Source organism: Virgibacillus oceani (assembly GCF_014638995.1).
Taxonomy (GTDB): Bacteria; Bacillota; Bacilli; order Bacillales; family Amphibacillaceae; genus Virgibacillus_E; species Virgibacillus_E oceani.
In genome coordinates this window covers 180534-205791 of record NZ_BMFR01000005.1, presented here as the reverse complement: position 1 = coordinate 205791, position 25258 = coordinate 180534, and the positions used below count along the sequence as shown (strand labels likewise).

The window sequence follows — 25258 nt, the reverse complement described above, 5'->3', positions numbered from 1 at the left end:
ATCAACCGGAGGGCAGGAACATCAACCCGAGAGCGAGGAACATCAACCGGAGAGCCCGAGCATCAACCCGAGGGCAGGAACATCAACCCGAAAGCGAGGAACATCAACCGGAGAGCCCGAGCATCAACCCGAGGGCAGGAACATCAACCCGAAAGCGAGGAACATCAACCGGAGAGCCCGAGCATCAACCCGAAAGCGAGGAACATCAACCCGAGAGCCAGCACATCAACCCGAGGGCAGGAACATCAACCGAAGAGCCCGAGCATCAACCCGAAAGCGAGGAACATCAACCGGAGAGCCCGAGCATCAACCGGAGGGCTGGAACATCAACCGGAGAGCCAGCACATCAACCCGGAGAGCCAGCACATCAACCCCAAAACACAGCAATCACCCCCACCTCCCTACCTGCACAATTCCACCCAACGAGGTACAGGCATTCCGCACAATATCTTTCGTTCCTCTTCACGTTTCTCAACATACGAACTGACCTGACGCAGTTCGTCGTCGATAATGGCTGGATGGGTCATCACTTCAACGGAATCCACAGAAAGCTGCTGTAATTCTGTGAAAATATCCGCATTAACCCCGTCACCGTAAAAGTCCAGCCAAAGCGCATCGGCCAGCAGGATTTCGTGATTTTCTTTTAACGTTTCCACATATCGGACAGGTACACCGTAATCCTTGGCCAGTTTTACAACCAATTCTCGCAGTGGTTCCCATCCATGGACGTGATGATGGCTGTCAATGTGGTGAAGGGCTAATCCCGTTTCCAAAAATGCGTCAATTTGAGCTCTCCATTCTTTTTCTACCTGTTCCACATTGGGTGGGTCCATTTCTCTGAATGTATTTTTATATTTAAACAATCCATTATCGTCAACCAGGTCTGGAACATCATCGCTAAGAGGCTTTCCCCATGTTAAAACCAGGTGGATTCCGACTTTTAATGCAGGATGTTTTTTCGCCAGTGCAACGGTATAATCCACAGCATGGCCATTCATCATTAATGTTGCAGACCCAACAACCCCATTTATGTGGGACTCCATAATTCCGTCGGTTATACCTTTCGTAAGTCCGAAGTCATCTGCATTAAACAGTACGCGCATTTAATTCTCCTCCATTGGATAGTTTCTTTCGATTACAAAATTCGTTTTATCCCCGCGGAAATAGGAGCGGGAGTATTCAATTTTTTTACCGTCCTCATCTTCTGCTATGGTTTCAATATAAAAGCATGGCATACCCTGCTCGCATTTCAGATGGGAACAGGTTCGTTCATCTGCAAGCGTAATTTCGACATGTTCTGTCGTTTTTGCAATGTGAATGTTAAATTCATCTTTTAGTGCGGCATACAAAGATGTCTCTGCATGCTGCTGTGTAATTCCTGGTGCGATGTTCCATGGAATGAATGCAATTTCATATTGGGTCGGCTCATCGTTGGCCTTTCGAATCCGTTCAACCCGCTGAATCGGGTCATTAATGGCAACATCTAACGATTGCTTGAGAATTTCATTGGCCGGTACAACGGTAATGCTTATCAATGTAATCTCTGCTTTTTTACCTTGAACTGCTACTTGATCGCTATATCTTTTTACTGTCTGGGAGAGTGTTTGACTTACTTTTTGTTCCGCGACAAATGTGCCTTTTCCTTGCTGCCGAACTAAATAGCCTTCTAAGGTAAGCTGATTTAAAGCTGCCCTTACAGTGGTGCGGCTAACATTAAAGTCCTTGCAAAGCTCAAGCTCTGTCGGGATTTTTTCCCCCTTTTTGTATTTGTTTGATTTAATGCGTGTGAGAAGCTCATCTTTAATATAGGCATGTAATGATTGGTTTTTTTCCATGACAGACTCCTTCATACTTTCTACTTAAAGTGTACAAGATACTACTTATAATGACAATATTTATAAATGTTACTACAATATTTAACAAAATGTATGGACAATTAAAAATTTGTATGATACATTTTATGAGAAGTTAATCATATATATGTAAGAGGCGGGACAGAGGGTCTGACCCCTTGTCCCGGGACACGGGGACTGACCCCTTGTCCCAAAATTAAAGCGTTTTCAAAATACTGGAGAAGGAGATAGCATCATGACACTTAAATTAGTAATAGTCGGTGGGGGATCAAGCTACACACCGGAAATCATTGAAGGGATTATTCGCCGGCATGATTCGTTTCCAGTGACAGAAATTGTACTTGTAGACGTTGAAATGGGTAAAGAGAAGCTGGAAATCATCGGGAAGCTGGCATTGCGAATGATCGAAAAGGCAAATCAATCTATTAAACTATCGTGGACGCTTGATCGGGAAAAAGCACTGGAAAATGCTGATTTTGTGTCAACACAGATTCGCGTTGGCGGATTAGACTCCCGGGCAAAAGACGAGCAGATTCCGTTGAGTCATGGCTTTATCGGTCAGGAAACAAATGGGGCAGGTGGAATTTTTAAAGCGTTCCGTACCATTCCCGTTTTAATGGAGCTTGCGGAAGATGTACATCGAATCTGTCCAGATGCATGGATCATCAATTTTACAAATCCAGCAGGTATCGTAACAGAGGCACTGTTAAAGCATTCAGCCCATAAAAAAGTCATTGGCGTTTGTAACATTCCATACAACATGCGGCACTCCACAGCTGAAATGCTAGATGCTGCACCAGAGGATGTGAAAATTGAGTTTGTTGGGATGAACCATTTTGTTTTTGGTAAAAAGGTTTACGTGAAAGGAATAGACCGGACGGCGGATGTGCTGCAGAAACTAGTGGATGGACTTGACTATTCACCGGCAAACATCGTCAATCTTGGCTGGACGAAGGAATTTATTGACTCCCTGAAGCTTTTGCCTAATCCGTATCATCAATATTATTTTCAAACGAAGGATGTATTGGAAAAAGATCTTAAAGCCTACGAAGAACACGGAATACGGGCAGAGGTTGTTCAAGGGCTGGAGGAATCACTTTTTGCTATATATAAAAATCCGGAACTACGAGAAAAGCCAAAGGAATTGGAGAAACGAGGGGGTGCATTCTATAGTGAGGTCGCATGCAGTTTGATGGATTCCATTTACAATAACAGGGAGGATATCCAAACGGTAAACACATTAAATAATGGGGCAATTCCGGATTTGCCGGATGATGCTGTTATCGAAGTGAATTGTGTGATTACCAAACATGGTCCCAGACCGTTGACAGTTGGTCCGCTTCCACACACGGTAAAAGGAATCATCTATCAAATGAAAGCGTTTGAAGAACTTGTCATTCGCGCTAGTATTACCGGGGATTATAACGATGCTTATGCAGCCTTTGTAATGAATCCACTAATTGCGGATGAGAAGCGAAGTAAGGCTATGCTTGATGAGCTTTTGGAAGCACATAAAACGTATTTACCACAATTTTTTAATTCAAGGGGGAATTAGAATGAATAACAGGTTTATGCAAAAATTTATAGAAATCGCCGGGCGGATTGGGTCCCAGCGTCATCTTGTTGCAATTCGTGATGGATTTGTAGCAATCATGCCATTAGTAATTGTTGGTTCACTCGCCATTTTGGTCAATAACTTTCCAGCATTCGGAGATTTCAAATTTGTTGAATGGATGAATGGAATATTTGGTGAAGGAAACTGGCAGCAGGTTGGGGGCAGCATCTGGAATGGTACGTTTGCGATACTAGGCTTGTTAATTGCTTTTTCCATCGCATACAATTTAGCTAAATCCTATGAGGTGGATGGACTGTCTGCAGGATTGATTTCCGCAGCCGCATACATTATGCTAGTTCCATGGACAGGAGACGGCGGTTTAAATGCAGCATGGATGGGGACACAGGGGTTATTTGTCGCTATTATTCTAGCATTAGTACTTACCGAGCTTTTTAGATTACTTGTAAAATCAAAATTCACCATCAAAATGCCGGAGGGTGTCCCTGAAGGTGTAGCAAGATCATTCACAGCATTAATACCAGCAACGATTATTCTAATTCTAGTAGGTTTGTTTCAGGCACTTATGGCGGTATTTGCTGAGGTCAGCGTATTTGAAGTGATTTTCACTGCAATTCAAAAGCCATTGCAGGGACTGGGTAATACACTTCCAGCAGCCATCATTATTGCATTTGTCAATCATTTGCTATGGTTCTTTGGGTTGCACGGTACGAATATCATTGGATCGGTAATTGAACCAATCTATTTACCATTAATCGAGAAAAACTTAGACCTTTTCCAAAGCGGAATGTCTGCGTTTGACGTACCATATGTTGTTACAAAACCATTCTTGGATTCCTTTGTATTCATGGGTGGGTCAGGTACAACAATCGCCTTGTTAATCGCCATTTTTATTGTCATACGCAATCAGCAAAAGCATCCATATCGTGAAGTAGCAAAACTATCAGCACCAGCTGGGCTATTTAACATTAACGAACCAGTCATTTTTGGCTTGCCAATCGTGTTAAACCCAGTGATGCTAATACCATTTATTTTAGTACCAGTAACACTGACAATTATATCGTATGTAGCACTTGCAACAGGAATCGTGCCAAAAACAGTTGCCATCCTGCCATGGACAACACCGCCAATTCTAAGCGGATACCTTGTAACAGGAGGCAGCTGGCGCGGAATTGCGTTGCAGGTAGTGAATCTGGCTGTAGCGGTTCTTCTCTATATTCCATTTGTTATGGCAGGTGCAAGAACACTGAAACAGCGTATGGAGGGTAAGTAATGGAATCAACCGAAGACATGCAAATGCTTTCGTTTAACATTATTTTGCATGCGGGCAATGCCCGGTCAAATGCAATGGAAGCAATTGCACTAGCAAAAGATTACAAATTTTCAGAAGCACGGGAAAAGATCCAATCAGCGGATCAGGAATTCGCTGAAGCACATCATGTTCAAACAAAGCTTTTGCAGGATGAAGCAAGCGGTGAGAAAAATGATGTTACAGTCATACTGGTGCATGCACAGGATCACTTAATGACAGCAATGACGGTAAAGGATTTAGCCAATGAAATGATTGATATGTATGAAAAAATGAAAAGCTTGGAGGAAAAACAACCATGAAAATTATCTTAGTTTGTTCAGCGGGAATGTCCACATCGATGCTTGTTAACAAAATGCGCAAATCGGCAGAAGAGAGAAATATAGAAGCAGATATTAATGCTGTAGCGGAATCTGAGCTGAAAAATAATATGGATAATCTCGATGTCGTGTTAATTGGCCCTCAAGTTCGCTATTTGGAGAAAAAAATTAAAGAACAGGTAGAACCAAAAGGAATTAAAGCAGGTGTTATTGATCAAATGGCATACGGAATGATCCAAGGCGAGAAGGTGCTGGATCAGGCAATAAATTTAATGAACGGAAAGTGATGGATGAAGGACTGCCCAGATGGGTGGTCTTTTGTTTTTCCGTCAGTTGACTTTGGTGATAAATCCATGAAAAGCTGCACTGTATGGAAAAGGTGTGCATGAAAAAATGGCTTGCAGGGGATGCAAGCCATTTTCATTCGGATTCTATTTAACAAAACTAATTCTGTTCATACAATATCGTCTGCGCAATTCCGATAAAGTATTCCGACTCATCAACAATATGATCAATAACTACCTTTGCCGTCGGATTGTTCGAAACTGCTGCACTTTCCGACTTCACCTGCCGACAAAACTGTATAAATGCCACACTCTCCTGCAGGCAAAACGAAACCAGATCAAGCACCTGCTGATACAGCTGCGGTGAGATTTGATTGCCACTCCGGATCACCGACTCTACAAAACGCACTACATGCTGATGCGTCGTATTCAGCACATCCTCCCACCGCTTCAGTGCATCAACATATTCCTGCTCCAGATTCTGCACAAGCTCGCGCATGACAACCGTATGCTCTGCCTCCTGCTGCTTCCAAAACTCTGCCTCATCCAGCACCCGAAGCGGCATTTGGTTCCCGTAATAATACTGCATCCGTATACACCCCCTGATGAAAAATATATATGTCCAATAAAATGTATGCTTGGATAGGTGAAAACATGAGAAATATAAAATACTATTTTACAAACCAGCATAACTATATTATGATGAATGTGAGTAATCACTCACATCTAATTAAAAGGAGGTCGAACCATGTCATCGTTTATCAGCTTAAATGGCATTCAGAAGAGCTTTAAAGATGAAACGGTTATAAAAAACGTTGATCTCGCTATACCACGGGGCCAGCTATTCGGTTTGCTCGGTCCATCTGGTTCAGGTAAAACAACACTTGTAAAAATTATCATCGGCCTGTTAAATCCAACAAAGGGAACCGTTCACATTGACAATCAAACAATGCCGTCGCTGAAACTAATGCAGGAGATCGGCTACATGGCACAATCGGATGCATTATATAGTGAATTAACGGCTAAGGAGAATCTCCAGTTTTTTGCGAGCATTTATGGCATTCCTAAAAAGAAGCAAAAACAGCGTATCCAGGAAGTTGCTAAAATTGTTGACCTCACCGATCATCTAGACAAAACATTAGAGCATTATTCAGGCGGGATGAAGCGGCGTATGTCGTTGGCTGTTGCACTTTTACATCAGCCAAAGCTATTAATCCTTGATGAGCCGACAGTGGGGATTGATCCAGTCCTGCGTGCATCGATATGGCAGGATTTAAAAAAGCTGCAGCAACAGGGGACGACAATTATCGTTACGACCCATGTGATGGATGAGGCTGAAAAGTGCGATAATCTCGCCATGCTGCGTGATGGATATGTCATTGCACAGGGAAGTCCGGAACAGTTAATTGAAAAAAGCAATACAGAAACATTGGAAGAAGCATTTTTGCATTATGGAAAAATCACGTACGAATAATTGGAGGTGTTCAGCATGCGAGTTCGAGCAATAATAAAACGGATCGTCCAGCAATTTTTACGGGATAAACGAAGCATAGCATTAATGATGGTCGCCCCATTGCTTGTGATGACATTGCTATGGCTGGTGCTAGATTTGGAGCAATATGATCCTGCGATAGCCGTGACTGATGTGCCTGTTCAAATGCAGGATTTATTGGAGGAACAAGATGCAACGGTTGAAGAAATGAGCTCTGCTGAAGCGGAGGAGGCATTACAGGATAAAACAGTTGATGCCCATTTAATTTGGGATCAGGATCAAGTGAAATTAACACTGGAGGGCAGTGACCCAACCGCATCATCAGCTGTCCAGCAGGTGTTAAATCAAGCATCGAAACAAATGAATCCCAACACATTAAACATGGAAGTTAACTTTTTGCACGGCTCAACAGACCTAAACTTATTCGATAACATTGGTCCCGTACTAATTGGCTTTTTCGTATTTTTCTTCGTATTCATTATCGGCGGCGTGTCATTTTTACGGGAGCGGACGCAAGGAACTTTGGAGCGGATACTTGCAACCCCATTAAGACGCTGGGAAATCGTTATCGGCTACCTTAGCGGATTTGGAATTTTTATCATTTTACAATCAATCATCATCGCAACGTTTTCAATATATGTCCTGGATATCTATATGGAGGGGGCATTCTGGTCGGTGCTGGTGATAACATTTCTACTGGCAATTGCGGCACTCAGTCTGGCAACACTTTTATCGGCATTTGCTAAAAATGAATTTCAAATGTTCCAGTTTATCCCTGTCGTCATCGTTCCACAAGTATTCTTTTCAGGGATTTTTCATATTGAATCGGTGGGCTGGCTAGAAGCAATTGGCAAAATCATGCCGCTTACGTATGGCGCAGATGCACTGAAAGAAATAATGATCCGCGGCCAGGAATTGTCAGCTGTGTTGGTGGATGTGTGGGTTCTGATTGGCTTTTCGCTGGCATTTATTCTGCTTAATATATTGGCATTAAAACAACATCGGAAGTTATAATAGGACAAAGAGCGGAGACGTATGTTTTCAAATTAAACTGCCCTCAATATGTCCTGCCTTTAGAAACGCTAGGAGGATTGAGCAATGTCGGAACAAGATAAATCAACACTGCATTCCATGACTGAAGAGCTAAGCGAAGCAGAAAACATGACACCAAAGCAAATAAAAATACTGGAAGCGGCAATCGAAATTATCGCAGAAAAAGGCTACTCTGCCACCTCCACAAGTGAAATCGCCAAACGTGCAGGCGTGGCAGAGGGCACCATTTTCCGTCATTATCGGACAAAAAAAGATCTGTTAATTTCGATTGTAAAACCAATCATTACCCATTTTTCGGCACCATTCTTCGCCAAAAAATTTGTCAAAGAGGTTTTCCAGGATACGCACACAAACTTTGAAGACTTTCTATATGCCTTTATAAAAAATCGCTTTGAATTCGTGAAATCCAATATTCCATTGTTAAAAATATTGCTGCAGGAATTAGCGTTTCACCCGGAAATACAAGGAACCTTTAAAAAAGTATTTATGGAAAAAATATATCCGGCTATCAATCGAACACTCACTCTTTACAAAGAAAAAGGCCAGATAAAAGACCTCCCAAACGATACGATCATTCGTATGATGGCGCCAACTATCATCGGATTCCTGATTACCCGTTTTATCGTACAGCCAGACAAAGAATGGGATGACGAAGCGGAAATAAAAGAAACCATCACCTATATAATGAACGGCATAGGAAAATAAGCGGGACAGGGGGTTACTGTCCCGCTTATTATTTTTAATTAGACGCTGCACTTAGGCGGGGAGTGCAGGCACTCGAGCGAGAAGCACCCGAACTCGAGCGAGTAGCACTTAAACTCGAGCGAGAAGCACCCGAACTCGAGCGAGGAGCACCCGAACTCGAGCGAGCGGCGCCCGAACTCGAGCGAGGAGCACTCGAACTCGAGCGAGGAGCACCCGAACTCGAGCGAGGAGCACTTGAACTCGAGCGAGGAGCACCCGAACTCGAGCGAGCGGCACCCGAACTCGAGCGAGAAGCACCCGAACTCGAGCGAACGGCACCCGAACTCGAGCGAGGAGCACTTAAACTCGAGCGAGCGGCACCCGAACTCGAGCGAACAGCACCCGAACTCGAGCGAGCAGCACCCGAACACGATCGATCAGCACCCGAACACGAGCGATGAGCACTCGAACTCGAGCGAGCAGCACCCGAACTCGAGCGAGCGGCGCCCGAACTCGAGCGAACAGCACTTGAACTCGAGCGAGCGGCACCCGAACACGAGCGAGCGGCACCCGAACTCGAGCGAGAAGCACCCGAACTCGAGCGAGAAGCACCCGAACTCGAGCGAGGAGCACTTGAACTCGAGTTGGCGAGCACTCAAACTCGAGCGATCAGCACTCGAACTCGAACGAGAAGCACCCGAACTCGAGCGAACAGCACTCGAACTTGAGCGAGGAGCACCCGAACTCGAGCGAGAAGTACCCGAACTCGAGCGAGAAGCACTTGAACTCGAGCGATGAGCACCCGAACTCGAGCGAGCGGCACTCTAACTCGAATGAGAAGCACTTGAACTCGAGCGAGAAGCACTCGAACTCGAGCGAGGAGCACCCGAACTCGAGCGAGCGGCACCCGAACTCGAGCGAGCAGCACCCGAACTCGAGCAAGCAGCACCTGAACTCGAGCAAGCAGCACCTGAACTCGAGCAAGCAGCACCTGAACTCGAGCGAGGAGCACCCGAACTCGAGCGAGCGGCACCCGAACACGAGCGAGAAGCACTCGAACTCGAGCGAGGAGCACTTAAACTCGAGCAAGCAGCACTCGAACTCGAGCGAGAGCACCCACACACGTGCGAAGAGCATCGTCCACCCATCCTACCCCACTGTTCCAATTTGCTAATTTCCACCATTTTTCGATATAATCAAATTCAGGCCATGTCAACATATGGCGATAATTTCACAGACATCACAGAACGATCACATCAAACTAGGAGCTCATTATGTTTAATTATGCCGATTTATCCATTGCATTTTTAATTGCACTCATTTCAACATTTCTGCTTACATATCCAATTAAAAAACTTGCCATTAAACTTGGTGTTGTGGACCTTCCAAATGCCAGGAAAATACATAAATATGTAACACCCAGACTTGGAGGATTAGCCATTTTTCTAGGTGCTTTTTTAGGTGCGCTTTATTTGCAGCCGAAGCATGAGCATCTGCTAGAGATTTTACTCGGTGCTATCGTCATATTACTTACTGGGATGCTCGATGATAAATATCAGATTCGCCCGGTCATTAAACTATCCGGCCAGCTGATTGCAGCGTCATTTCTAATTTCATCTGGGCTAATTATTGAGCGAATTACCATACCCGTTTTTGGACTAGTCGACTTAGGCTTTTTCAGTGTGCTTATCACTGTCCTATGGGTTGTCGGGATAACGAATGCCATCAATCTGATCGACGGGCTTGATGGACTTGCGACAGGTGTAACGACCATCGCTCTGATAAGCATGTTCATTATGGCGATTATCGATGTTCAATTGATAGCGGCATATTTATGCATCGTTCTTATAGGCGCGAATCTTGGCTTTTTGTATCATAATTTTTACCCGGCTAAAATTTACATGGGTGACACCGGGTCAAATTTTCTCGGTTATTCCATTGCGGTAGTCTCGATGCTTGGGTTGTTTAAAAATATTGCCTTGTTCAGCTTTATTATTCCAATTATTATTCTTGCCGTTCCGATTTTTGACACCTTATTTGCAATCGTACGCCGTGCATACAATAAGGAAAATATTATGATGGCAGATAATAAACATATCCACTACCAGCTGCTCGGGAATGGGTACAGCCATAGAAAAACTGTGCTGATCATATATGGATTCAGCGCTCTATTCGGAGCTATGGCGATCATATTTTCCAATGCCCCCATATCCATGACACTGATCGTAGCGTTTTTTATTATCGTCCTGATCCATATTTTTGCCGAGCTGGGGGGCTTGGTGATGAACGGGAAGAAGCCTGTGCTGGATGCGTTGGGGAAGGTGTTTAAGCGGAAAGATAGGAATTAAAATTCTAATATATAGACAAAAAACCATCTCAAAATTGAGGTGGTTTTTTGTCTTTCGCAATTTAGTTAATTAAAAAGTCGGACAATTTTAATAATAAAAAATTAAATGAAAGCGCATTCAGTATTAAGACATGCTGCTATATACTAATTTTAGGGGTGATGTTACATGTTCTTAGATAAAAGAAGCGTCAGTATCCTTGAAGAACTAATCCGTAATCCAACTATATCAAGCAAAGATTTGGAAGTGATAATGTATTTATCCAGAAGACAAATTAAATATAGTGTAGAAAAAATTAATAATTGGCTGGTTGATAATAATTATCCTAAAATTAAAAGGCTGCATAACGGGAACTTTCTTATAGATTCAACATTGATGGAGGTTTTCACAGATTCTAATACAATAACAACCGAACATTATATTCCTTCAGAAAATGAAAGGGTATCGCTAATCCTGTTTATTTTATTATCACAAAATGATTTATCTTTATTTCATTTCACGAATGCATTAAAGGTAAGTAATGTAACTGTGCTTAATGATATGAAACAAGCGCAGAAGAAAATAGAACAGTACGGATTAAAAATTGTTTATACAAGACTTGATGGCTATCAATTGGAGGGTAATGAATGGAGTCAGCGAAATTTGCTTCATGATATTGCTCAGGAAATCAGGAACGGCTACGCTGGACTTTCATTAATCCAAGACTTTACCAACCTGCATGATGAGAAAATAAACAATATATCAATTCAATTGGAAAAAATTGAGGAAATATTAAGGATTAAATTTACTGATGAAAAAATTCAAATTTTACCATACTGTATTGGAATTATTTTTGATAGAGTCCGACGAGGTAATATTATTGAATTTGATTATCAAATTCAATATCACGAATTATCAGGGACGAAAGAATATGAGGCAACAGAGCTATTAGTCAAAAACGAAATTGATTTACCGGAAGCTGAACGTTTATACATTACGCTGCAGCTGCTGTCAACTAATATTTTTTCAGGTGACTTATTAACGCAACATGAAATGCCACAATTAAAGCATGTACTGTATGAAACATTAAATCACTTTGAAATTAATGCATTTATGGAATTAAAAAATAAAGATAGTCTTGTTCAGAAATTAATGCTTCACTTAAAACCCGCCTATTACCGAATCAAATATAACTTAACTAGTTATACGGAATCTTTAGTTAGGATGGACGAATCTTATTTAGGCTTGGACCACATTGTAAAGCTTTCTTTAGGACCATTGGAAAATTTTATAAAGAGTAAATTTCCCGATAATGAAAGACATTATTTAACTATCTTTATTGGTGGACATTTGCTGGAAACGAAGCAGATTTTCACGAATAGGAAAAAAGCTATGGTTGTTTGTCAGAATGGTGTTACTGTCTCCAAGATGTTAAGGAATACATTGACAAAGCTTTTCCCGGAATTTGACTTCTATCCAACCATGTCCATTAGAGAATATGCGGAAACCGACCCTGTTGATGCGGCAATCATATTTTCGCCGGTACCTCTTAAAACGGAAAGGAATCTCTTTATTATTAACCCTTTATTAACGGAAGATGACAAATGGAAGTTAAGGCAACGGGTTATGAAGCGAGTTTATGGGGTAGATCATGACAAGTTAAATATTGAAAAACTAATAGATGTTATTGCTAAATCAACAACCATAAATAATGAGGGACTTTTAAAAGATGATTTACGGAAATATATACAGTCAAGCTATAATACCGAAAGCTTTATAAAGATGGATACAAACCCAAACCTAGAAGATCTAATAACGAAGGAAACAATCACGATTGCAGAAGAAGTGAAGGACTGGAAAGATGCTATAAAGGTGGCATCCAAACCACTTTTATTAAACAATTCAATAACTGAAAATTATGTTAATAAAATGATTGAATCCCATAATTATGAACATCCATATATGATTCTGGGAAAAAATATGGCAATACCGCACGCTGACCCTGAACAAGGTGTAAACAAGCTGGGGATGAGTCTTTTAATAATTAAAAAAGGAGTTCCATTTTCCGACAAATTAACAACTCATTTTGTAGTGGTTATTGCCCCAACTGATGCCGATCAGCATGTAAAGGCAATCTATCAGTTAACGAATCTGTCTATGAATGATGGAGTCTTACAGAAAATGGTGACTACAAACGAAAAAAGTGAAGTAATAAAAGTGCTCAAAACGATAGAAAAAGATGTGGCAGGAAACATTGAAGAGGGGGCTATATGATGTGGTTTAATCCAGATCTCGTAATAATTGAACTTGAATCTGAATCAAGAGAAGATGTATTGCTTAATCTAGGCAATCAATTAGTTAAAGGTGGTTATGTAAAAGGTGACTTTATCGAAAGTGTATTAGCTAGAGAGAGCAATTTTCCAACAGGGTTACCTACAAAGCCATTTGGAATTGCGATCCCACATACAGATGCAGATAAAGTTATTGACCCACAACTTGCCTTCGCTTCATTAAAAACGCCTGTAACATTCAACACGATGGGAAGTGCCAACGAGGAAATAGAAGTTAAATTGGTATTTATGCTGGCATTAAATAATCCGGAAGAACAGCTGAAGTCACTTCAAAGGCTGACGGAAATATTTCAGGATGAGGAAATGGTATTGAAATTGAGTCAGGCAAAGAATGCTGAAGAAGTAAATGAATTAATGGAATCAAGTGAAAAAGCCAGGTTTTAATGAATTAAAAAATAATATCATTTAAAAGGAGGAAACATTATGGGAGTCTTACAATGGTTTGTTGATCTTGGGGCAAGCGTTATGCTGCCGATTATTATTTTCGTTTTTGCTTTAGTTTTAGGTTCAAAGCCGGGAAAAGCATTTCGCGCAGGTTTAACAGTTGGTATTGGTTTTATTGGTTTAAATCTAGTTATTGGATTACTAACAGACAGTCTAGGTCCAGCTGCACAATCAATGGTTGATAATTTCGGTTTCCAATTAAACACCATTGATGTGGGGTGGCCCGCAGCAGCAGCAATTTCTTATGGTACCGCACTCGGCAGTCTGGCAATTCCACTAGGCATAGCTGCAAATGTCATCTTGCTGGGGTTTGGTTTAACACGAACATTGAATGTGGATGTCTGGGACTATTGGCATTGCGCTTTCACAGGTTCATTGGTGTATGCATTAACTGGAGATTTTGCATTAGGATTATTTACGATTGCAGTGCATATCCTTCTTATCTTTTTCCTGGGAGATATTCTTGCCAAATATATTGAAAAGTTTTATGGATTCAAGAATATTACATTCCCGCATGGAGCATCTGCACCATCATTTTTAATAGCACTACCATTTAATTGGCTATTTGATCGAATTCCGGGATTCAATAAGCTGGAGGCTAATCCAGAAGCTATTCAAAAACGGATGGGGATATTTGGCGATTCTACTGTTATGGGTGTCATTATTGGGATTGTAATTGGTATTTTAGCTGGATATAACGTTTCGGAGATTTTACAGCTTTCCGTACAAACTGGTGCTGTAATGTTACTTATGCCAAGAATGGTTGCATTATTAATGGAAGGTTTATCACCAGTTTCTGAAGCAGCAGGAGCATTTGTAAAAAAACGATTTCCGGGAAGGGATTTATATATCGGAATGGATAGCGCATTATCTGTTGGGCATCCTGCTGTATTATCAGCATCGTTAATTATTGTCCCAGTTACGTTGTTTTTAGCAGTATTCTTACCGGGAAACACCGTTTTACCCTTTGGTGACTTAGCGACAATTCCTTTTCTAGTCTGTCTTATGGTACCGGTATTTAGAGGAAATATCTTACGGACAGTAATTGCTGGATCGATATATATTGCTGTTGGTTTATACATTGCTACTTGGGTGGCACCATTATTTACTGATTCGGCGGTTGCAGCGAACTTCGATATGGGGGCAAATACGAGTATTTCTGCATTAGTTGATGGGGCCGTATGGACAACGTTTGTCTTTGTTTGGCTTCCAAAGGTTTTCAGTTGGTTTGGAATTGGGGTCTTAGGATTAGTTATTCTCTTCGGTTTGATATATGTGAATAAAATAAAACCGAAAAAACAAGCAAATGCCGTAAATAAGTCACAAGAGAAGGTGGTTTAATTTGTTTGAAAAATTAAAAGCAGAGGTCTGTAAAGCTAATAAGCTGTTAAAAGAAAATAATCTTGTTCGTTGGACAAGTGGGAATGTGAGCTGTCGAGTACCTGATACGGAATACGTGATTATCAAACCGAGTGGTGTACATTTTGAAGAATTATCTTCTGAAAATATGGTTGTTGTAGATTTGAACGGAAAAGTAATGGAAGGTGAACTTAAACCATCTGTTGATACTGAAAGCCATTTATACGTATATAAAGAAAGGGAAGATGTGAATAGTGTTGTCCACACACATTCCCCATTTGCCACAAGCTTTGCCATTCGGGGGCAGGATCTCCCTAGTTATACAACAACCGCCGCCAATGTATTTAACCATCGGGTGCCTTGCTCTGATTTTGCAACGATAGGGGCGGAGGACATTGGAAGAGAAATTGTTGACCATATAGGTGAATGTCCGGCTATTTTAATGAAAAGTCATGGTGTTTTCACAGTTGGGTCAACAATCGAAAAAGCTTTAAAGGCTGCAGTGGTATTAGAAGAAACTGCTGAATATGCTTATTATGCAACATTGCAGGAGCCAGAACTAAAGCCTTTATCAAGTGAAATCATTGCATCGTGCAATCAGTTTTATGCTGCATCATATGGACAAAACTAAAACCTATTTGGAGGGATTAATATGAAAAAACTATTAATTATGTGCGGAACAGGAATTGCAACTTCAACAGTTGTTACAGGGAAAGTTAGGGAATGGTTGAGAGAACAGGGATTAGAAAATGAAGTGACTTTGTATCAATCAAAGATAAGTGAAGAATTAAACAGAATAGATGATTATGATGTGGTCGTCTCTACTACCCTAGTTCCAGATAACATTAAAGGTAAAGTTATAGACGGTGTTCCACTACTGACAGGAATCGGTACAGATGAGATGTACAATCATATCTTGGGAAAACTTAATCAGTAGTACAAGAATGAACTTCCGTTAACCTTAACGGAAGTTCATTCTAAGATGATGTAAGTACACTAGCTTACTAGCATGACAGATTTCAAATAGAAAGAAAGTTTCGTACTTTCTCTTGACTAAATAGACAGAAAAATTTATCATTAATTACAAAGGTAACTATGCAGAACAAATGTAAAGGAGTGGAATGGTATGGAATTAACGAAAGATCTTACATTACTGCCTGACATCAGTAAAGATAAACTAAAAGATATATACAAAGAGATGTGGCTGATTCGGTATTTTGATGAAAAGGTAGATGAGTTTTTTGCAAAAGGGTTAATACATGGAACCACTCACTTAGCAGTCGGTCAGGAAGCAAGTGCATCAGGTGCATGTGCTGTATTGGAAGACCGGGATAAAATTACAAGTACACATAGAGGGCATGGGCATTGTATTGCAAAAGGTGCCGATGTGAACAAAATGATGGCTGAATTGTTTGGAAGAACGACTGGATATTGTAAAGGGAAAGGCGGGTCTATGCATATTGCCGATGTTGAAAAAGGAAATCTTGGTGCTAACGGTATTGTTGGTGGGGGAATTCCTTTAGCAGTAGGATCTGCGCTAACCTCCCATATGAAAAAATTAAATTATGTAACGTTATGCTTTTTTGGGGATGGTGCTTCTAATGAAGGCAGTTTCCATGAAGCATTGAATCTGGCAGCTGTTTGGAATCTGCCGGTTGTTTTTATTTGTGAAAATAACCAGTATGGAATGTCGGGATCTGTTAAAGAAATGGTGAAAGTGCCTGATATTGCTGCTCGTGCAGATGCATACGGATTTCCGGGAGTGGTGGCTGATGGGAATGATGTCATTGAAATGATGAATGTAAGTCACGAAGCGGTAGAACGTGCACGAAATGGAGAAGGTCCAACATTAATAGAGGCAAAAACATACCGTTGGAAAGGTCATTCTAAGAGTGATGCAAAGAAATACCGTACTCGTGAGGAAGAGAAAGAATGGAGGGCGAAAGATTCCATCAATCGATATAAAGAGGTATTAATTGATGCAACTATCATTACCGAAGATGAGGCAGAGACAATTCGAAAACAGGCAAAACAGGCGATTGAAGACGCTGTTGAGTTTGCAAAAGCGGGTCCAATGCCGACAAAAGAGGACTTACTAACTGACGTTTATGCATAGGAGGGGATAACGATGAGAGAGCTAACCTATTTAGAAGCGGTACGTGAAGCAATGAGTCAGGAAATGAGAGAAAACGATGATGTATTTATTTTAGGAGAAGATATCGGTGTTTATGGCGGTGCGTTTGGGGTTACCAGGGGAATGATTGAGGAATTCGGTCCAGAGCGTGTGCGGAATACCCCCATTAGTGAATCAGGGATTGCAGGGGCAGCGGTAGGTTCAGCATTAACAGGAATGCGCCCTATTTTAGAATTGCAGTTTTCTGATTTTATTACCATTGCATTGGATCAGATTGTGAACCAGGCTGCGAAATTACGGTATATGTATGGTGGGAAAGGCAAGGTTCCAATGGTTTTACGTACACCGAGTGGATCTGGAACGGGAGCAGCGGCTCAGCATTCGCAAAGCTTGGAAGCATGGGTTGCCCATATACCAGGGTTAAAGGTAGTGCAGCCATCCACTGCCTATGATGTAAAGGGGTTATTAAAAGCAGCTATTGACGATGATAATCCAGTGATTTTTTATGAACACAAATTATTATACAAAACAAAATCGGAAGTTCCAGTAGAGTCATACAGTATCCCATTAGGGCAGGCAGATATAAAACGTGAAGGTACCGATGTAACGATTGTGGCGACCGCAATAATGGTTCATCGGGCTCTTGAAGCGGCAGAAGAACTGGAGAAGGACGGAATTAGCGCAGAAGTGATCGATCCCCGTACACTCGTCCCGTTAGATGAAGAAACAATTGTAAAATCGGTTTCGAAAACAGGACGTGCTGTAGTCGTACATGAAGCTGTGAAGCGTGGCGGTTATGGTGGCGAAATTGCCAGTATGATTGCGGAAAGTGAAGCGTTTGATTATATGGATGCACCGATTAGACGATTGGGTGGTGTAGCAGCACCAATCCCTTATAATCCCGAATTGGAAAAATCAGCAGTACCACAGGTTCCCGATATTATACAAGCTGTCAAGGACACGTTAAACAGGGCATAAGGAGGGTTTCACATGGCAAAAGAAGTATTTATGCCAAAACTGAGCAGTACGATGGAAGTTGGCACCTTGCTTCAATGGTTCAAAGAAGAGGGGGAATCAGTCGAAATTGGTGAACCCTTGTTTGAAATTATGACTGACAAAATCAATATCGAAGTAGAATCCTATGAAGAAGGCACATTGTTAAAAAAATACTATCAACTAGATGACGAGATTCCAGTTAATACGGTAATTGCCTATATTGGTGAAGAGAGCGAAGCAGTTCCTAAAGATCCTCCTGTTGGAAATGATCAAGAAGGGTCAATGGAAGAACGTGAGTCTAGCAGCACTACGGAGGCAACGGAAACGGAATCAAATGTAAAGGAGAGTCAATCGAATAAAGTACGTGCAACCCCATCCGCGCGCAGAGTTGCACGTGAAAATGAAATTTCGCTGCATTCCATTCAAGGTTCAGGACCAAAAGGGCGAATTCAGGAACAGGATGTTGCGGAAATGGTAAGTCAAACAGAGACGAAGCTTTCTACTCCGCTTGCGGAAAAAATTGCTAAGGACAAAGGAATAAACTTACACAATGTGCAGGGTACGGGATCGCGAAATAAAATTACGAAAGCTGATGTAATCGGACATGATACAGCGAGCAGTGACGAACCGGAACGTATTCAATTAAAAGGACTGCGAAAAGCTGTGGCTGCAAAAATGCTTGAAAGTGCCCGTTCCATTCCTCACGTGACGTTAACGACTGATGTCGATATGACAAAAGCAATGGAAATGCGTCAAGCTTTATTACCAATTATTGAGGAGCAAACAGGATATCGGCTCTCCTACACGGAAATCATTATGAAAACAACGGCACATGTATTGGGCAGCCATCCATATGTTAATGCATCATTGATTGAAAATGAAATTATTTTAAATAAATCCGTTCATCTTGGACTAGCGGTTGCAGTAGAAAATGGTTTAATTGTTCCATCTATTCAACATGCTGAAGCAAAAGGATTGGCGGAACTAACGGTAATGAGCAAAACACTCGGTAAGAAAGCAAGAAATAATCAATTAACCCCAGAAGAAATGTCGGGCAGTACGTTTACAATAAGTAATTTGGGCATGTACGCAATTGATGGATTTACCCCCATTATTAATCCACCGGAAACAGCGATCCTTGGTGTTGGAAGAATTGTCAGGAAGCCAGTTGCTATAGACAATGCAATGGAAATTCGGCCGATGATGGTACTTAGTCTTTCTTTTGATCATCGTGCAATAGATGGTGCTCCAGCAGCGGCATTTTTGACAGAGCTGAAAGAATGCCTGGAATCGCCTTATGGTCTTTTGGTATAGGAGGCAGGTCAGTTGATGAAATCATTTGATTTAGTCGTTATTGGAGGCGGTCCCGGTGGCTATGCTGCAGCGATTCGTGCAGCTAAACTAGGACTGTCTGTTGCATTGGTTGAAGGAAGAGAACTGGGTGGTACGTGCCTTAACAGAGGGTGTATTCCATCGAAAACTTTATTAAAGCATGCAGAAGTAATCGAGCAAATTAAAGAGTCGAAAACGTATGGCATAACCGTAAACGATTTCTCCTTTTCCATCGATGCCATGGTGAACCGGAAAAACAAAGTAGTTAACCAGCTAAGAAATGGAATTAAAGGATTGCTGCGGCAAAATAAAATAACCTTATTTAATGGTTATGGAACAGTTGCTGATGATAAAACGGTAACTATTTCATCAGTTAATGAAACACAAAAGATACAAGCAAAGAACGTTCTGCTGGCAAACGGGTCGACTCCATTTGTGCCTGAGTTACCTGGTTTAGATACTATTTCCTATCATACAAGTGACACCATTTTTGACTTAAAGGAAGTCCCATCTCATATGGTAATTGTCGGCGGTGGTGCCATTGGATTGGAAATTGCCTGTATATTTAATAGTTTAGATACAACAGTAGAAATTGTCGAAATGGCTGACCGAATTTTACCGAATGAAGATGCAGATGCCTCGGATTATCTAGCTTCTCAATTGGAGAAAAACGGTGTGGTAATTCATACAAATACGAAAATTACCGGGTTTCGTAATAGCGATGGTCACATAATTGTGGATATGGATAAGCAGGGGAAACAGCAAACAATAGAAACGGATAGTGTGCTGGTTTCAGTTGGACGAACGCCGAACCTTACTGGTATTGAAAAGCTTTCTGTCCAATTTGATGGTAAATTTGTCAAAGTCGATAAAAATATGGGAACGTCTGCTCCAGGCATATATGCTGTTGGTGATTTGATTGGCGGCTATCAGCTAGCACATGCGGCAAGTGATGAGGGAATAAGAGCGATCAATCACATTGTTGGAATAGCAACTAACAAAGAAGCAATCATACCACGATGTGTCTATACGTTCCCAGAAATCGCCAGTGTCGGCTTGAGTGAATCAGATGCTAAGGAAGCGGGATATGCTGTCAAAGTAAAAAAGGTCGATATTGCTGCGAATGGAAAGGCAATTGCTTCCGGTGAAAACCGAGGATTTATGAAAATTATTGCTGAAGAAAAATATGGAGAAATACTTGGTGTTGTAATGGTTGGCTCCCACGTAACGGAAATGATTAGCCAAGGAACATCCTTTATGCATCTGGAAGGAACAGTGGAAGAATTGGAAAATATGGTTTTTCCGCATCCAACTATATCTGAATCTTTGTTTGAAACGGCTGGTGCATGGCTTGGCAAAGGAATTCATTATAGTTAAAGGCTGTTTTGTTATTGTATAAAAGACTTGGACATGAGCGGGTTTGCGCCACACTCGACCGAGAACTCTCTCCACTCGAGCGAGGACGCGCTCCACTCGAGCGAGAATGCATCGAACTCGAGCGAGAATGCGCCTCACTCGAGCGAGAACCCATCGAACTCGAGCGAGAATGCGCCTCACTCGAGCGAGAACCCATCGAACTCGAGCGAGAATGCGCCTCACTCGAGCGAGAACCCACCGAACTCGAGCGAGGACGCACCCCACTCGAGCGAGAACCCATCGAACTCGAGCGAGAATGCGCCCCACTCGAGCGAGAATGCATCGAACTCGAGCGAGAACGCGCCTCACTCGAGCGAGAACCCACCGAACTCGAGCGAGGACGCACCCCACTCGAGCGAGGACGCATCGAACTCGAGTGAGGAACCACCGAACTCGAGCGAGGACGCACCCCACTCGAGCGAGGACGCACCCCACTCGAGCGAGGACTCATCGAACTCGAGCGAGAACCCACCTTACACGAGCGAGGACGCACCCCACTCGAGCGAGAATGCATCGAACTCGAGCGAGAATGCGCCTCACTCGAGCGAGAACGCATCGAACTCGAGCGAAGACCGACCGCACTCGAGCGAGAACGCGCCGCACTCGAGCGAGGACGTGCTCCACTCGAGCGAGAACCCACCGAACTCGAGCGAGAACGCGCCGCACTCGAGCGAGGGCGCACCCCACTCGAGCGAGGAACCACCGAACTCGAACAAGACTCACCAAACTTGAGCAAGTTTCATCGTACAGCAGCAAAATGCAAAATTATTAGCGTTTTACTATTAGAGTTATTTTTCTTCAAATTGGAAATATGTGATAAAATAAGGGATGTTACGCTTGGAGGTGTGAATGATGATGTGGGATGATCGACGAACGATGGCTAAGATCGCAGCACTCTATTATTTCGATGGCTGGACACAAGCTAAAATAGCTTCAAAATATAATGTTTCCAGACCGGTGATTTCCAAAGCTCTGCAGCGCGCAAAGGAACAAGGAATTGTAGAAATCTATATTAAAGACGAAAATATTCATACCATCAAATTAGAGCAGCAGTTGGAACAAAAATATGGATTGAAGGAAGCAATTGTTGTTTCAACTGATGGTCTATCTGATGAAATGGTGAAGAAGACATTAGGAAAAGCATCTGCTTCTTATATAAGCAATAATATCTCAAATACTACAAAACTCGGTATTTCATGGGGAACTACACTTGAGGCTGTAGTAGAAGAATTTCCTTTTCAAAAGCATGACTCCATGTACATTGTTCCACTGGTTGGAGGAATGGGTAGAAAAAACGTCGGGATGCATGCAAATCAATTAGCCTATGAGCTAGCTAAAAAGGTAAATGGAACCTGTACGTATTTATATGCACCGGCCATGGTGGACACAGCGGAATTGAAGAATCGGCTTATCGAATCAGAGGATATTTCGGTCGTGTTAAATGAAGGGAAAAACGTTGATATGGCTTTAATTGGTATTGGCGATCCCTATCAAGGCTCAACAATGAAAGAAATTGGTTATTTAAAAGATGAAGATATTAAAGAATTGAAGAATGCTAGTGTGGTAGGTGATATAAGTTCAAAGTTTTTTGATGCTAATGGACAGCAAGTAAAACATACTTTAAACGATCGTGTAATTGGAATAGACTTGCATGATCTAAAAAATGTTAAAGAGGTCGTTGCCATAGCAAATGGTGTGTATAAGGCATATAGCATAACTACTGCCCTTGAAAATAACTATCTGGATGTATTAATTACAGATGACACAACCGCAAAGGAAATACTGGCATAAGAAGTTTTATCCTATAAATGGATAGAGCTTTTTTTATGCTGAAAATCAATATGTAATTTTTAGAATTTTTGAAAATAATATTGACAGTGGGCGAGTACATCGTTAAAATAGTTACAAAGGTAAGTTGATAGAACAAATGTAAAGGAGGGGTACCATGTGGGGAACAATCATTTTGTTTTTTGCAGTCCTATGGATTTTGCAGATTTTGTTATCAGCTATGCAATTAAAGCATTATCAGAAAACAATTCGTGAAATGAGCAAGCATTCTTCTGGTTATCTGGGAGTTGGGGTTGACAAACGAAAATTAGGTGTCGGATCAGTTGTCGTTCTTGTATGTGATACGAATGGAACAGTGATTGAGAGTAAAAAAATGTATGGTGTTACTGTATTTCAGCGGTTTTCTTTAAATGAAAGTGCAGTTAACAAACACATTGATGATTTAAATACTGGTGAAGATGATAAGTTATTTGCAGCAACATCTATGGCAATTTCAAATATAAAAACACAAATGAAAGCAAGTTAATCTAAGGAGGGGAAGAGATGGACTTTTTAGTAAAATTGGCAGAAGGTTTTATCGGAATGTTTCAAGCAGGCGGAGAGCAATTCATGGGATTGGTAACCGGGATCATTCCATTATTAGTTGTTTTGATTACTTTTATAAACGCTTTAATTCATTTGATTGGGGAGGAACGAATTAACAGACTTGCGGAAAAAAGTACGAAAAACATTATTCTTAGATATACACTATTCCCGGTATTAGCTGTATTTTTCTTAACAAATCCTATGGCGTATACATTTGGAAAGTTCTTACCGGAAAAGCAAAAGCCAGCATTCTATGACTCGGCTGTTTCATTTGTTCATCCGATTACAGGACTGTTCCCGCACGCTAACCCTGCAGAGCTGTTCGTATACATGGGGATCGCAGCAGGTATTACGGAATTAGGATTATCGCTTGGACCGTTAGCAGTTAGATACTTTATTGTTGGTATTATTGTAATTCTGATTCGGGGTATTGTTACGGAGCGTCTAACGTTACGAATGATGAATAAGAAAAATACGGAAGTGGAAAGTCAAGCTAGTTAATAAGGGGGGGAATAGGAATGACTAACTATAAAGCTGTGAAAGTCTCAAAAGGATCCAATGGATGGGGCGGGCCACTCAAGATCCAGCCTACTGATAAAAAGAAATATGTAGCTTCAGTGACAGGTGGAGGCATTCATCCGATTGCACAACAAATTGCGGATATGACAGGTGCTATCGCGATAGATGGATTTAAAAATAAAGTGGAAAGTGATGAAATGGCATGTGTAGTAATCGATTGTGGCGGTACTGCAAGATGTGGTGTTTATCCAAAAATGAATGTATTAACAGTAAATCTTACACCAACCCCACCGTCAGGTCCTTTAATGAAATTTATTAAAGAAGATAATTTTGTTTCTGGTGTAAAAGCAAATAACATTGTTGAAGCAGATACAGAGGCTGCGGCAGCTGAAGAAGTTGATGACCAATCCAATGAGAAGCTAGTATCAGAGGGTGAGAAACTATCGCCTAAGGAGCTGAAGGAACGTGCCAAACAAAAAGCAGCAGGGTACAAAATCCCCGAACGAAAGGTTCCAATTCTTGAAAAGATAGGTAGAAGTGTAGGCAGTGTTGTAAACGTCTTTTATCAAGCAGGAAGAGAGACAATTGAGCAGGTTATTAAAAATATCCTGCCTTTTATGGCATTTGTAAGTGTCATTATCGGAATTATTAATTATACGGGGATTGGCGATATTATAGCTAACTTTGTAACACCTTTAGCAGGTAATATTATTGGACTGTTAATTCTGTCTATAATTATTTCTGTCCCAATACTATCACCATTACTTGGTCCTGGTGCTGTTATTGCACAGGTAGTAGGCGTATTGGTCGGGGTAGAAATTGGAAAGGGGAACATTCCGCCGCAATTAGCTCTTCCAGCATTATTTGCCATCAACCCACAAGTAGGCTGTGACTTTGTTCCTGTTGGATTAACTCTGGGAGAAGCAAAGCCCGAAACGATTGAAACCGGTGTGCCGGCAGTACTTATTTCACGTCAGTTTACAGGGCCATTAGCGGTTGTGATTGCATATCTATTTAGCTTCGGTCTTTATTCATAACGATAATTCAAACAATCTTTGGAGGTAGTAACATGACGGTCATCTATGAATCAATCATTACAGAAATCGGTGAGGATGTAGAGTTGATTTCACAGGATAATATGGTAATTATTTTTAATGATTCCGTTCCTGACGAATTAAAATCAATTGCTGTTATTCATGAACACAATTCAGTCCTTGGTGAAGTTGAAGCGGGTGATTTCCTCTATATTAACGGGGAAAAGTATCAAATTTTACATGTCGGCGAAAAGGTAAATCAAACCCTTAAGGAATTAGGGCACTGTACAATAAAATTTTCCGAATTGGACGACTCGGCATTGCCTGGGACGATGTTTGTAGAGCAAAAACCTATTCCGAAATTCACAGAAAATATGACACTTAAATTTGCAAAACAATAATTCGTTT

The 25258-nt window shown here is 41.5% G+C and carries 26 protein-coding genes; 22 read left to right on the top strand and 4 right to left on the bottom strand.

Annotation, left to right across the window (positions count from 1 at the left end):
• Positions 1–401: 401 nt before the first annotated feature.
• Together chbG and IEV74_RS08920 are read right to left on the bottom strand one after the other, a co-directional pair.
• Positions 402–1103 (bottom strand): chitin disaccharide deacetylase, encoded by a 702-nt coding sequence (gene chbG / locus IEV74_RS08925; RefSeq protein ID WP_188455028.1) that lies wholly within the window; start codon positions 1101–1103, stop codon positions 402–404.
• Positions 1104–1835, bottom strand: a complete 732-nt coding sequence (locus IEV74_RS08920; RefSeq protein WP_188455027.1) for a GntR family transcriptional regulator — start codon at positions 1833–1835, stop codon at positions 1104–1106.
• A 253-nt stretch (positions 1836–2088) separates the two neighbouring features.
• Here IEV74_RS08920 and IEV74_RS08915 point away from each other — a divergent pair, with 253 nt between their 5' ends.
• The 4 genes from IEV74_RS08915 to IEV74_RS08900 are packed head-to-tail and all read left to right on the top strand — an operon-like array spanning position 2089 to position 5342.
• Entirely contained in the window at positions 2089–3408 is a 1320-nt protein-coding gene (locus IEV74_RS08915) for a 6-phospho-beta-glucosidase (RefSeq protein ID WP_188455026.1), read from the top strand.
• A gap of 1 nt (position 3409) precedes the next feature.
• Complete coding sequence (locus tag IEV74_RS08910) at positions 3410–4699, top strand: PTS sugar transporter subunit IIC (RefSeq protein WP_188455025.1); 1290 nt, start codon at positions 3410–3412, stop codon at positions 4697–4699.
• The gene (locus IEV74_RS08905; protein ID WP_188455024.1) at positions 4699–5037 is read left to right on the top strand and encodes a PTS lactose/cellobiose transporter subunit IIA; all 339 of its coding nucleotides are present in this window, start codon (positions 4699–4701) and stop codon (positions 5035–5037) included. The genes IEV74_RS08910 and IEV74_RS08905 overlap by 1 nt, the downstream gene beginning before the upstream one ends.
• Positions 5034–5342 (top strand): PTS sugar transporter subunit IIB, encoded by a 309-nt coding sequence (locus IEV74_RS08900; RefSeq protein WP_188455023.1) that lies wholly within the window; start codon positions 5034–5036, stop codon positions 5340–5342. Before IEV74_RS08905 ends, IEV74_RS08900 begins: the two co-directional genes overlap by 4 nt.
• 157 nt (positions 5343–5499) lie before the next feature.
• Here the strand turns inward: IEV74_RS08900 and IEV74_RS08895 are convergent, their stop codons facing one another.
• Positions 5500–5928 (bottom strand): DUF2935 domain-containing protein, encoded by a 429-nt coding sequence (locus IEV74_RS08895; RefSeq protein ID WP_188455022.1) that lies wholly within the window; start codon positions 5926–5928, stop codon positions 5500–5502.
• 159 nt (positions 5929–6087) lie between these two features.
• Between IEV74_RS08895 and IEV74_RS08890 the strand changes: the two genes are divergently transcribed.
• From IEV74_RS08890 to IEV74_RS08880, 3 genes are all read left to right on the top strand, one after another.
• Positions 6088–6813, top strand: coding sequence for an ABC transporter ATP-binding protein (locus tag IEV74_RS08890; protein ID WP_188455021.1), 726 nt, complete (start codon positions 6088–6090; stop codon positions 6811–6813).
• 15 nt (positions 6814–6828) lie between these two features.
• Entirely contained in the window at positions 6829–7845 is a 1017-nt protein-coding gene (locus IEV74_RS08885; protein WP_188455020.1) for an ABC transporter permease, read from the top strand.
• An 84-nt stretch (positions 7846–7929) separates the two neighbouring features.
• Entirely contained in the window at positions 7930–8589 is a 660-nt protein-coding gene (locus IEV74_RS08880; protein WP_188455019.1) for a TetR/AcrR family transcriptional regulator, read from the top strand.
• 648 nt (positions 8590–9237) lie between these two features.
• Here the strand turns inward: IEV74_RS08880 and IEV74_RS08875 are convergent.
• Positions 9238–9705 (bottom strand): hypothetical protein, encoded by a 468-nt coding sequence (locus IEV74_RS08875; protein ID WP_188455018.1) that lies wholly within the window; start codon positions 9703–9705, stop codon positions 9238–9240.
• A 137-nt stretch (positions 9706–9842) separates the two neighbouring features.
• Between IEV74_RS08875 and IEV74_RS08870 the strand changes: the two genes are divergently transcribed.
• The 15 genes from IEV74_RS08870 to IEV74_RS08800 all read left to right on the top strand — a co-directional run bounded on the left by IEV74_RS08870 (position 9843) and on the right by IEV74_RS08800 (position 25251).
• Complete coding sequence (locus IEV74_RS08870; protein ID WP_188455017.1) at positions 9843–10916, top strand: glycosyltransferase family 4 protein; 1074 nt, start codon at positions 9843–9845, stop codon at positions 10914–10916.
• 165 nt (positions 10917–11081) lie between these two features.
• A complete protein-coding gene (locus tag IEV74_RS08865) occupies positions 11082–13166 on the top strand; it encodes a BglG family transcription antiterminator (RefSeq protein ID WP_188455016.1) in 2085 nt (694 codons plus the stop codon).
• The gene (locus IEV74_RS08860) at positions 13166–13627 is read left to right on the top strand and encodes a PTS sugar transporter subunit IIA (RefSeq protein ID WP_188455015.1); all 462 of its coding nucleotides are present in this window, start codon (positions 13166–13168) and stop codon (positions 13625–13627) included. The genes IEV74_RS08865 and IEV74_RS08860 overlap by 1 nt, the downstream gene beginning before the upstream one ends.
• A 39-nt stretch (positions 13628–13666) precedes the next feature.
• Positions 13667–15028, top strand: coding sequence for a PTS galactitol transporter subunit IIC (locus tag IEV74_RS08855; protein WP_229683107.1), 1362 nt, complete (start codon positions 13667–13669; stop codon positions 15026–15028).
• Position 15029: 1 nt separating this feature from the next.
• The gene (locus IEV74_RS08850) at positions 15030–15677 is read left to right on the top strand and encodes an L-ribulose-5-phosphate 4-epimerase (protein ID WP_188455014.1); all 648 of its coding nucleotides are present in this window, start codon (positions 15030–15032) and stop codon (positions 15675–15677) included.
• 21 nt (positions 15678–15698) lie between these two features.
• Complete coding sequence (locus tag IEV74_RS08845) at positions 15699–15983, top strand: PTS sugar transporter subunit IIB (protein ID WP_188455013.1); 285 nt, start codon at positions 15699–15701, stop codon at positions 15981–15983.
• A 189-nt stretch (positions 15984–16172) separates the two neighbouring features.
• Positions 16173–17162 (top strand): thiamine pyrophosphate-dependent dehydrogenase E1 component subunit alpha, encoded by a 990-nt coding sequence (locus IEV74_RS08840; RefSeq protein WP_188455012.1) that lies wholly within the window; start codon positions 16173–16175, stop codon positions 17160–17162.
• Positions 17163–17174: 12 nt separating this feature from the next.
• Positions 17175–18158: an alpha-ketoacid dehydrogenase subunit beta gene (locus IEV74_RS08835; protein ID WP_188455011.1), complete on the top strand. Its 984-nt coding sequence runs from the start codon at positions 17175–17177 to the stop codon at positions 18156–18158.
• Between the two features lie 12 nt (positions 18159–18170).
• On the top strand, positions 18171–19490 hold the full coding sequence (locus IEV74_RS08830) for a dihydrolipoamide acetyltransferase family protein (protein WP_188455010.1): 1320 nt from the start codon (positions 18171–18173) through the stop codon (positions 19488–19490).
• A gap of 15 nt (positions 19491–19505) precedes the next feature.
• The gene (gene lpdA, locus IEV74_RS08825; protein WP_188455039.1) at positions 19506–20885 is read left to right on the top strand and encodes a dihydrolipoyl dehydrogenase; all 1380 of its coding nucleotides are present in this window, start codon (positions 19506–19508) and stop codon (positions 20883–20885) included.
• A gap of 891 nt (positions 20886–21776) precedes the next feature.
• Positions 21777–22715 (top strand): sugar-binding transcriptional regulator, encoded by a 939-nt coding sequence (locus IEV74_RS08820; protein ID WP_229683106.1) that lies wholly within the window; start codon positions 21777–21779, stop codon positions 22713–22715.
• Between the two features lie 154 nt (positions 22716–22869).
• Positions 22870–23238: a transcriptional regulator GutM gene (locus tag IEV74_RS08815; protein ID WP_188455008.1), complete on the top strand. Its 369-nt coding sequence runs from the start codon at positions 22870–22872 to the stop codon at positions 23236–23238.
• Between the two features lie 17 nt (positions 23239–23255).
• On the top strand, positions 23256–23798 hold the full coding sequence (srlA, locus tag IEV74_RS08810) for a PTS glucitol/sorbitol transporter subunit IIC (protein WP_188455007.1): 543 nt from the start codon (positions 23256–23258) through the stop codon (positions 23796–23798).
• 17 nt (positions 23799–23815) lie between these two features.
• The gene (gene srlE, locus IEV74_RS08805; protein WP_188455006.1) at positions 23816–24853 is read left to right on the top strand and encodes a PTS glucitol/sorbitol transporter subunit IIB; all 1038 of its coding nucleotides are present in this window, start codon (positions 23816–23818) and stop codon (positions 24851–24853) included.
• Positions 24854–24885: 32 nt separating this feature from the next.
• Complete coding sequence (locus tag IEV74_RS08800; protein WP_188455005.1) at positions 24886–25251, top strand: PTS glucitol/sorbitol transporter subunit IIA; 366 nt, start codon at positions 24886–24888, stop codon at positions 25249–25251.
• Positions 25252–25258 lie beyond the last annotated feature (7 nt).

Bases quoted from the DNA above. Each gene is read 5' to 3' on its own strand.
- IEV74_RS08905 (WP_188455024.1), top strand. From the start codon at position 4,699: ATGGAATCAACCGAAGACATGCAAATGCTTTCGTTTAACATTATTTTG.
- IEV74_RS08840 (WP_188455012.1), top strand. From the start codon at position 16,173: ATGGAATTAACGAAAGATCTTACATTACTGCCTGACATCAGTAAAGAT.
- IEV74_RS08855 (WP_229683107.1), top strand. From the start codon at position 13,667: ATGGGAGTCTTACAATGGTTTGTTGATCTTGGGGCAAGCGTTATGCTG.
- IEV74_RS08895 (WP_188455022.1), bottom strand. From the start codon at position 5,928: ATGCAGTATTATTACGGGAACCAAATGCCGCTTCGGGTGCTGGATGAG.
- IEV74_RS08800 (WP_188455005.1), top strand. From the start codon at position 24,886: ATGACGGTCATCTATGAATCAATCATTACAGAAATCGGTGAGGATGTA.
- IEV74_RS08875 (WP_188455018.1), bottom strand. From the start codon at position 9,705: ATGCTCTTCGCACGTGTGTGGGTGCTCTCGCTCGAGTTCGAGTGCTGC.
- srlA (WP_188455007.1), top strand. From the start codon at position 23,256: ATGGACTTTTTAGTAAAATTGGCAGAAGGTTTTATCGGAATGTTTCAA.
- IEV74_RS08860 (WP_188455015.1), top strand. From the start codon at position 13,166: ATGTGGTTTAATCCAGATCTCGTAATAATTGAACTTGAATCTGAATCA.
- IEV74_RS08865 (WP_188455016.1), top strand. From the start codon at position 11,082: ATGTTCTTAGATAAAAGAAGCGTCAGTATCCTTGAAGAACTAATCCGT.
- lpdA (WP_188455039.1), top strand. From the start codon at position 19,506: ATGAAATCATTTGATTTAGTCGTTATTGGAGGCGGTCCCGGTGGCTAT.
- IEV74_RS08920 (WP_188455027.1), bottom strand. From the start codon at position 1,835: ATGGAAAAAAACCAATCATTACATGCCTATATTAAAGATGAGCTTCTC.
- srlE (WP_188455006.1), top strand. From the start codon at position 23,816: ATGACTAACTATAAAGCTGTGAAAGTCTCAAAAGGATCCAATGGATGG.
- IEV74_RS08830 (WP_188455010.1), top strand. From the start codon at position 18,171: ATGGCAAAAGAAGTATTTATGCCAAAACTGAGCAGTACGATGGAAGTT.
- IEV74_RS08845 (WP_188455013.1), top strand. From the start codon at position 15,699: ATGAAAAAACTATTAATTATGTGCGGAACAGGAATTGCAACTTCAACA.
- IEV74_RS08815 (WP_188455008.1), top strand. From the start codon at position 22,870: ATGTGGGGAACAATCATTTTGTTTTTTGCAGTCCTATGGATTTTGCAG.
- IEV74_RS08910 (WP_188455025.1), top strand. From the start codon at position 3,410: ATGAATAACAGGTTTATGCAAAAATTTATAGAAATCGCCGGGCGGATT.
- IEV74_RS08915 (WP_188455026.1), top strand. From the start codon at position 2,089: ATGACACTTAAATTAGTAATAGTCGGTGGGGGATCAAGCTACACACCG.
- IEV74_RS08900 (WP_188455023.1), top strand. From the start codon at position 5,034: ATGAAAATTATCTTAGTTTGTTCAGCGGGAATGTCCACATCGATGCTT.
- IEV74_RS08820 (WP_229683106.1), top strand. From the start codon at position 21,777: ATGATGTGGGATGATCGACGAACGATGGCTAAGATCGCAGCACTCTAT.
- IEV74_RS08835 (WP_188455011.1), top strand. From the start codon at position 17,175: ATGAGAGAGCTAACCTATTTAGAAGCGGTACGTGAAGCAATGAGTCAG.
- IEV74_RS08870 (WP_188455017.1), top strand. From the start codon at position 9,843: ATGTTTAATTATGCCGATTTATCCATTGCATTTTTAATTGCACTCATT.
- IEV74_RS08885 (WP_188455020.1), top strand. From the start codon at position 6,829: ATGCGAGTTCGAGCAATAATAAAACGGATCGTCCAGCAATTTTTACGG.
- chbG (WP_188455028.1), bottom strand. From the start codon at position 1,103: ATGCGCGTACTGTTTAATGCAGATGACTTCGGACTTACGAAAGGTATA.
- IEV74_RS08880 (WP_188455019.1), top strand. From the start codon at position 7,930: ATGTCGGAACAAGATAAATCAACACTGCATTCCATGACTGAAGAGCTA.
- IEV74_RS08890 (WP_188455021.1), top strand. From the start codon at position 6,088: ATGTCATCGTTTATCAGCTTAAATGGCATTCAGAAGAGCTTTAAAGAT.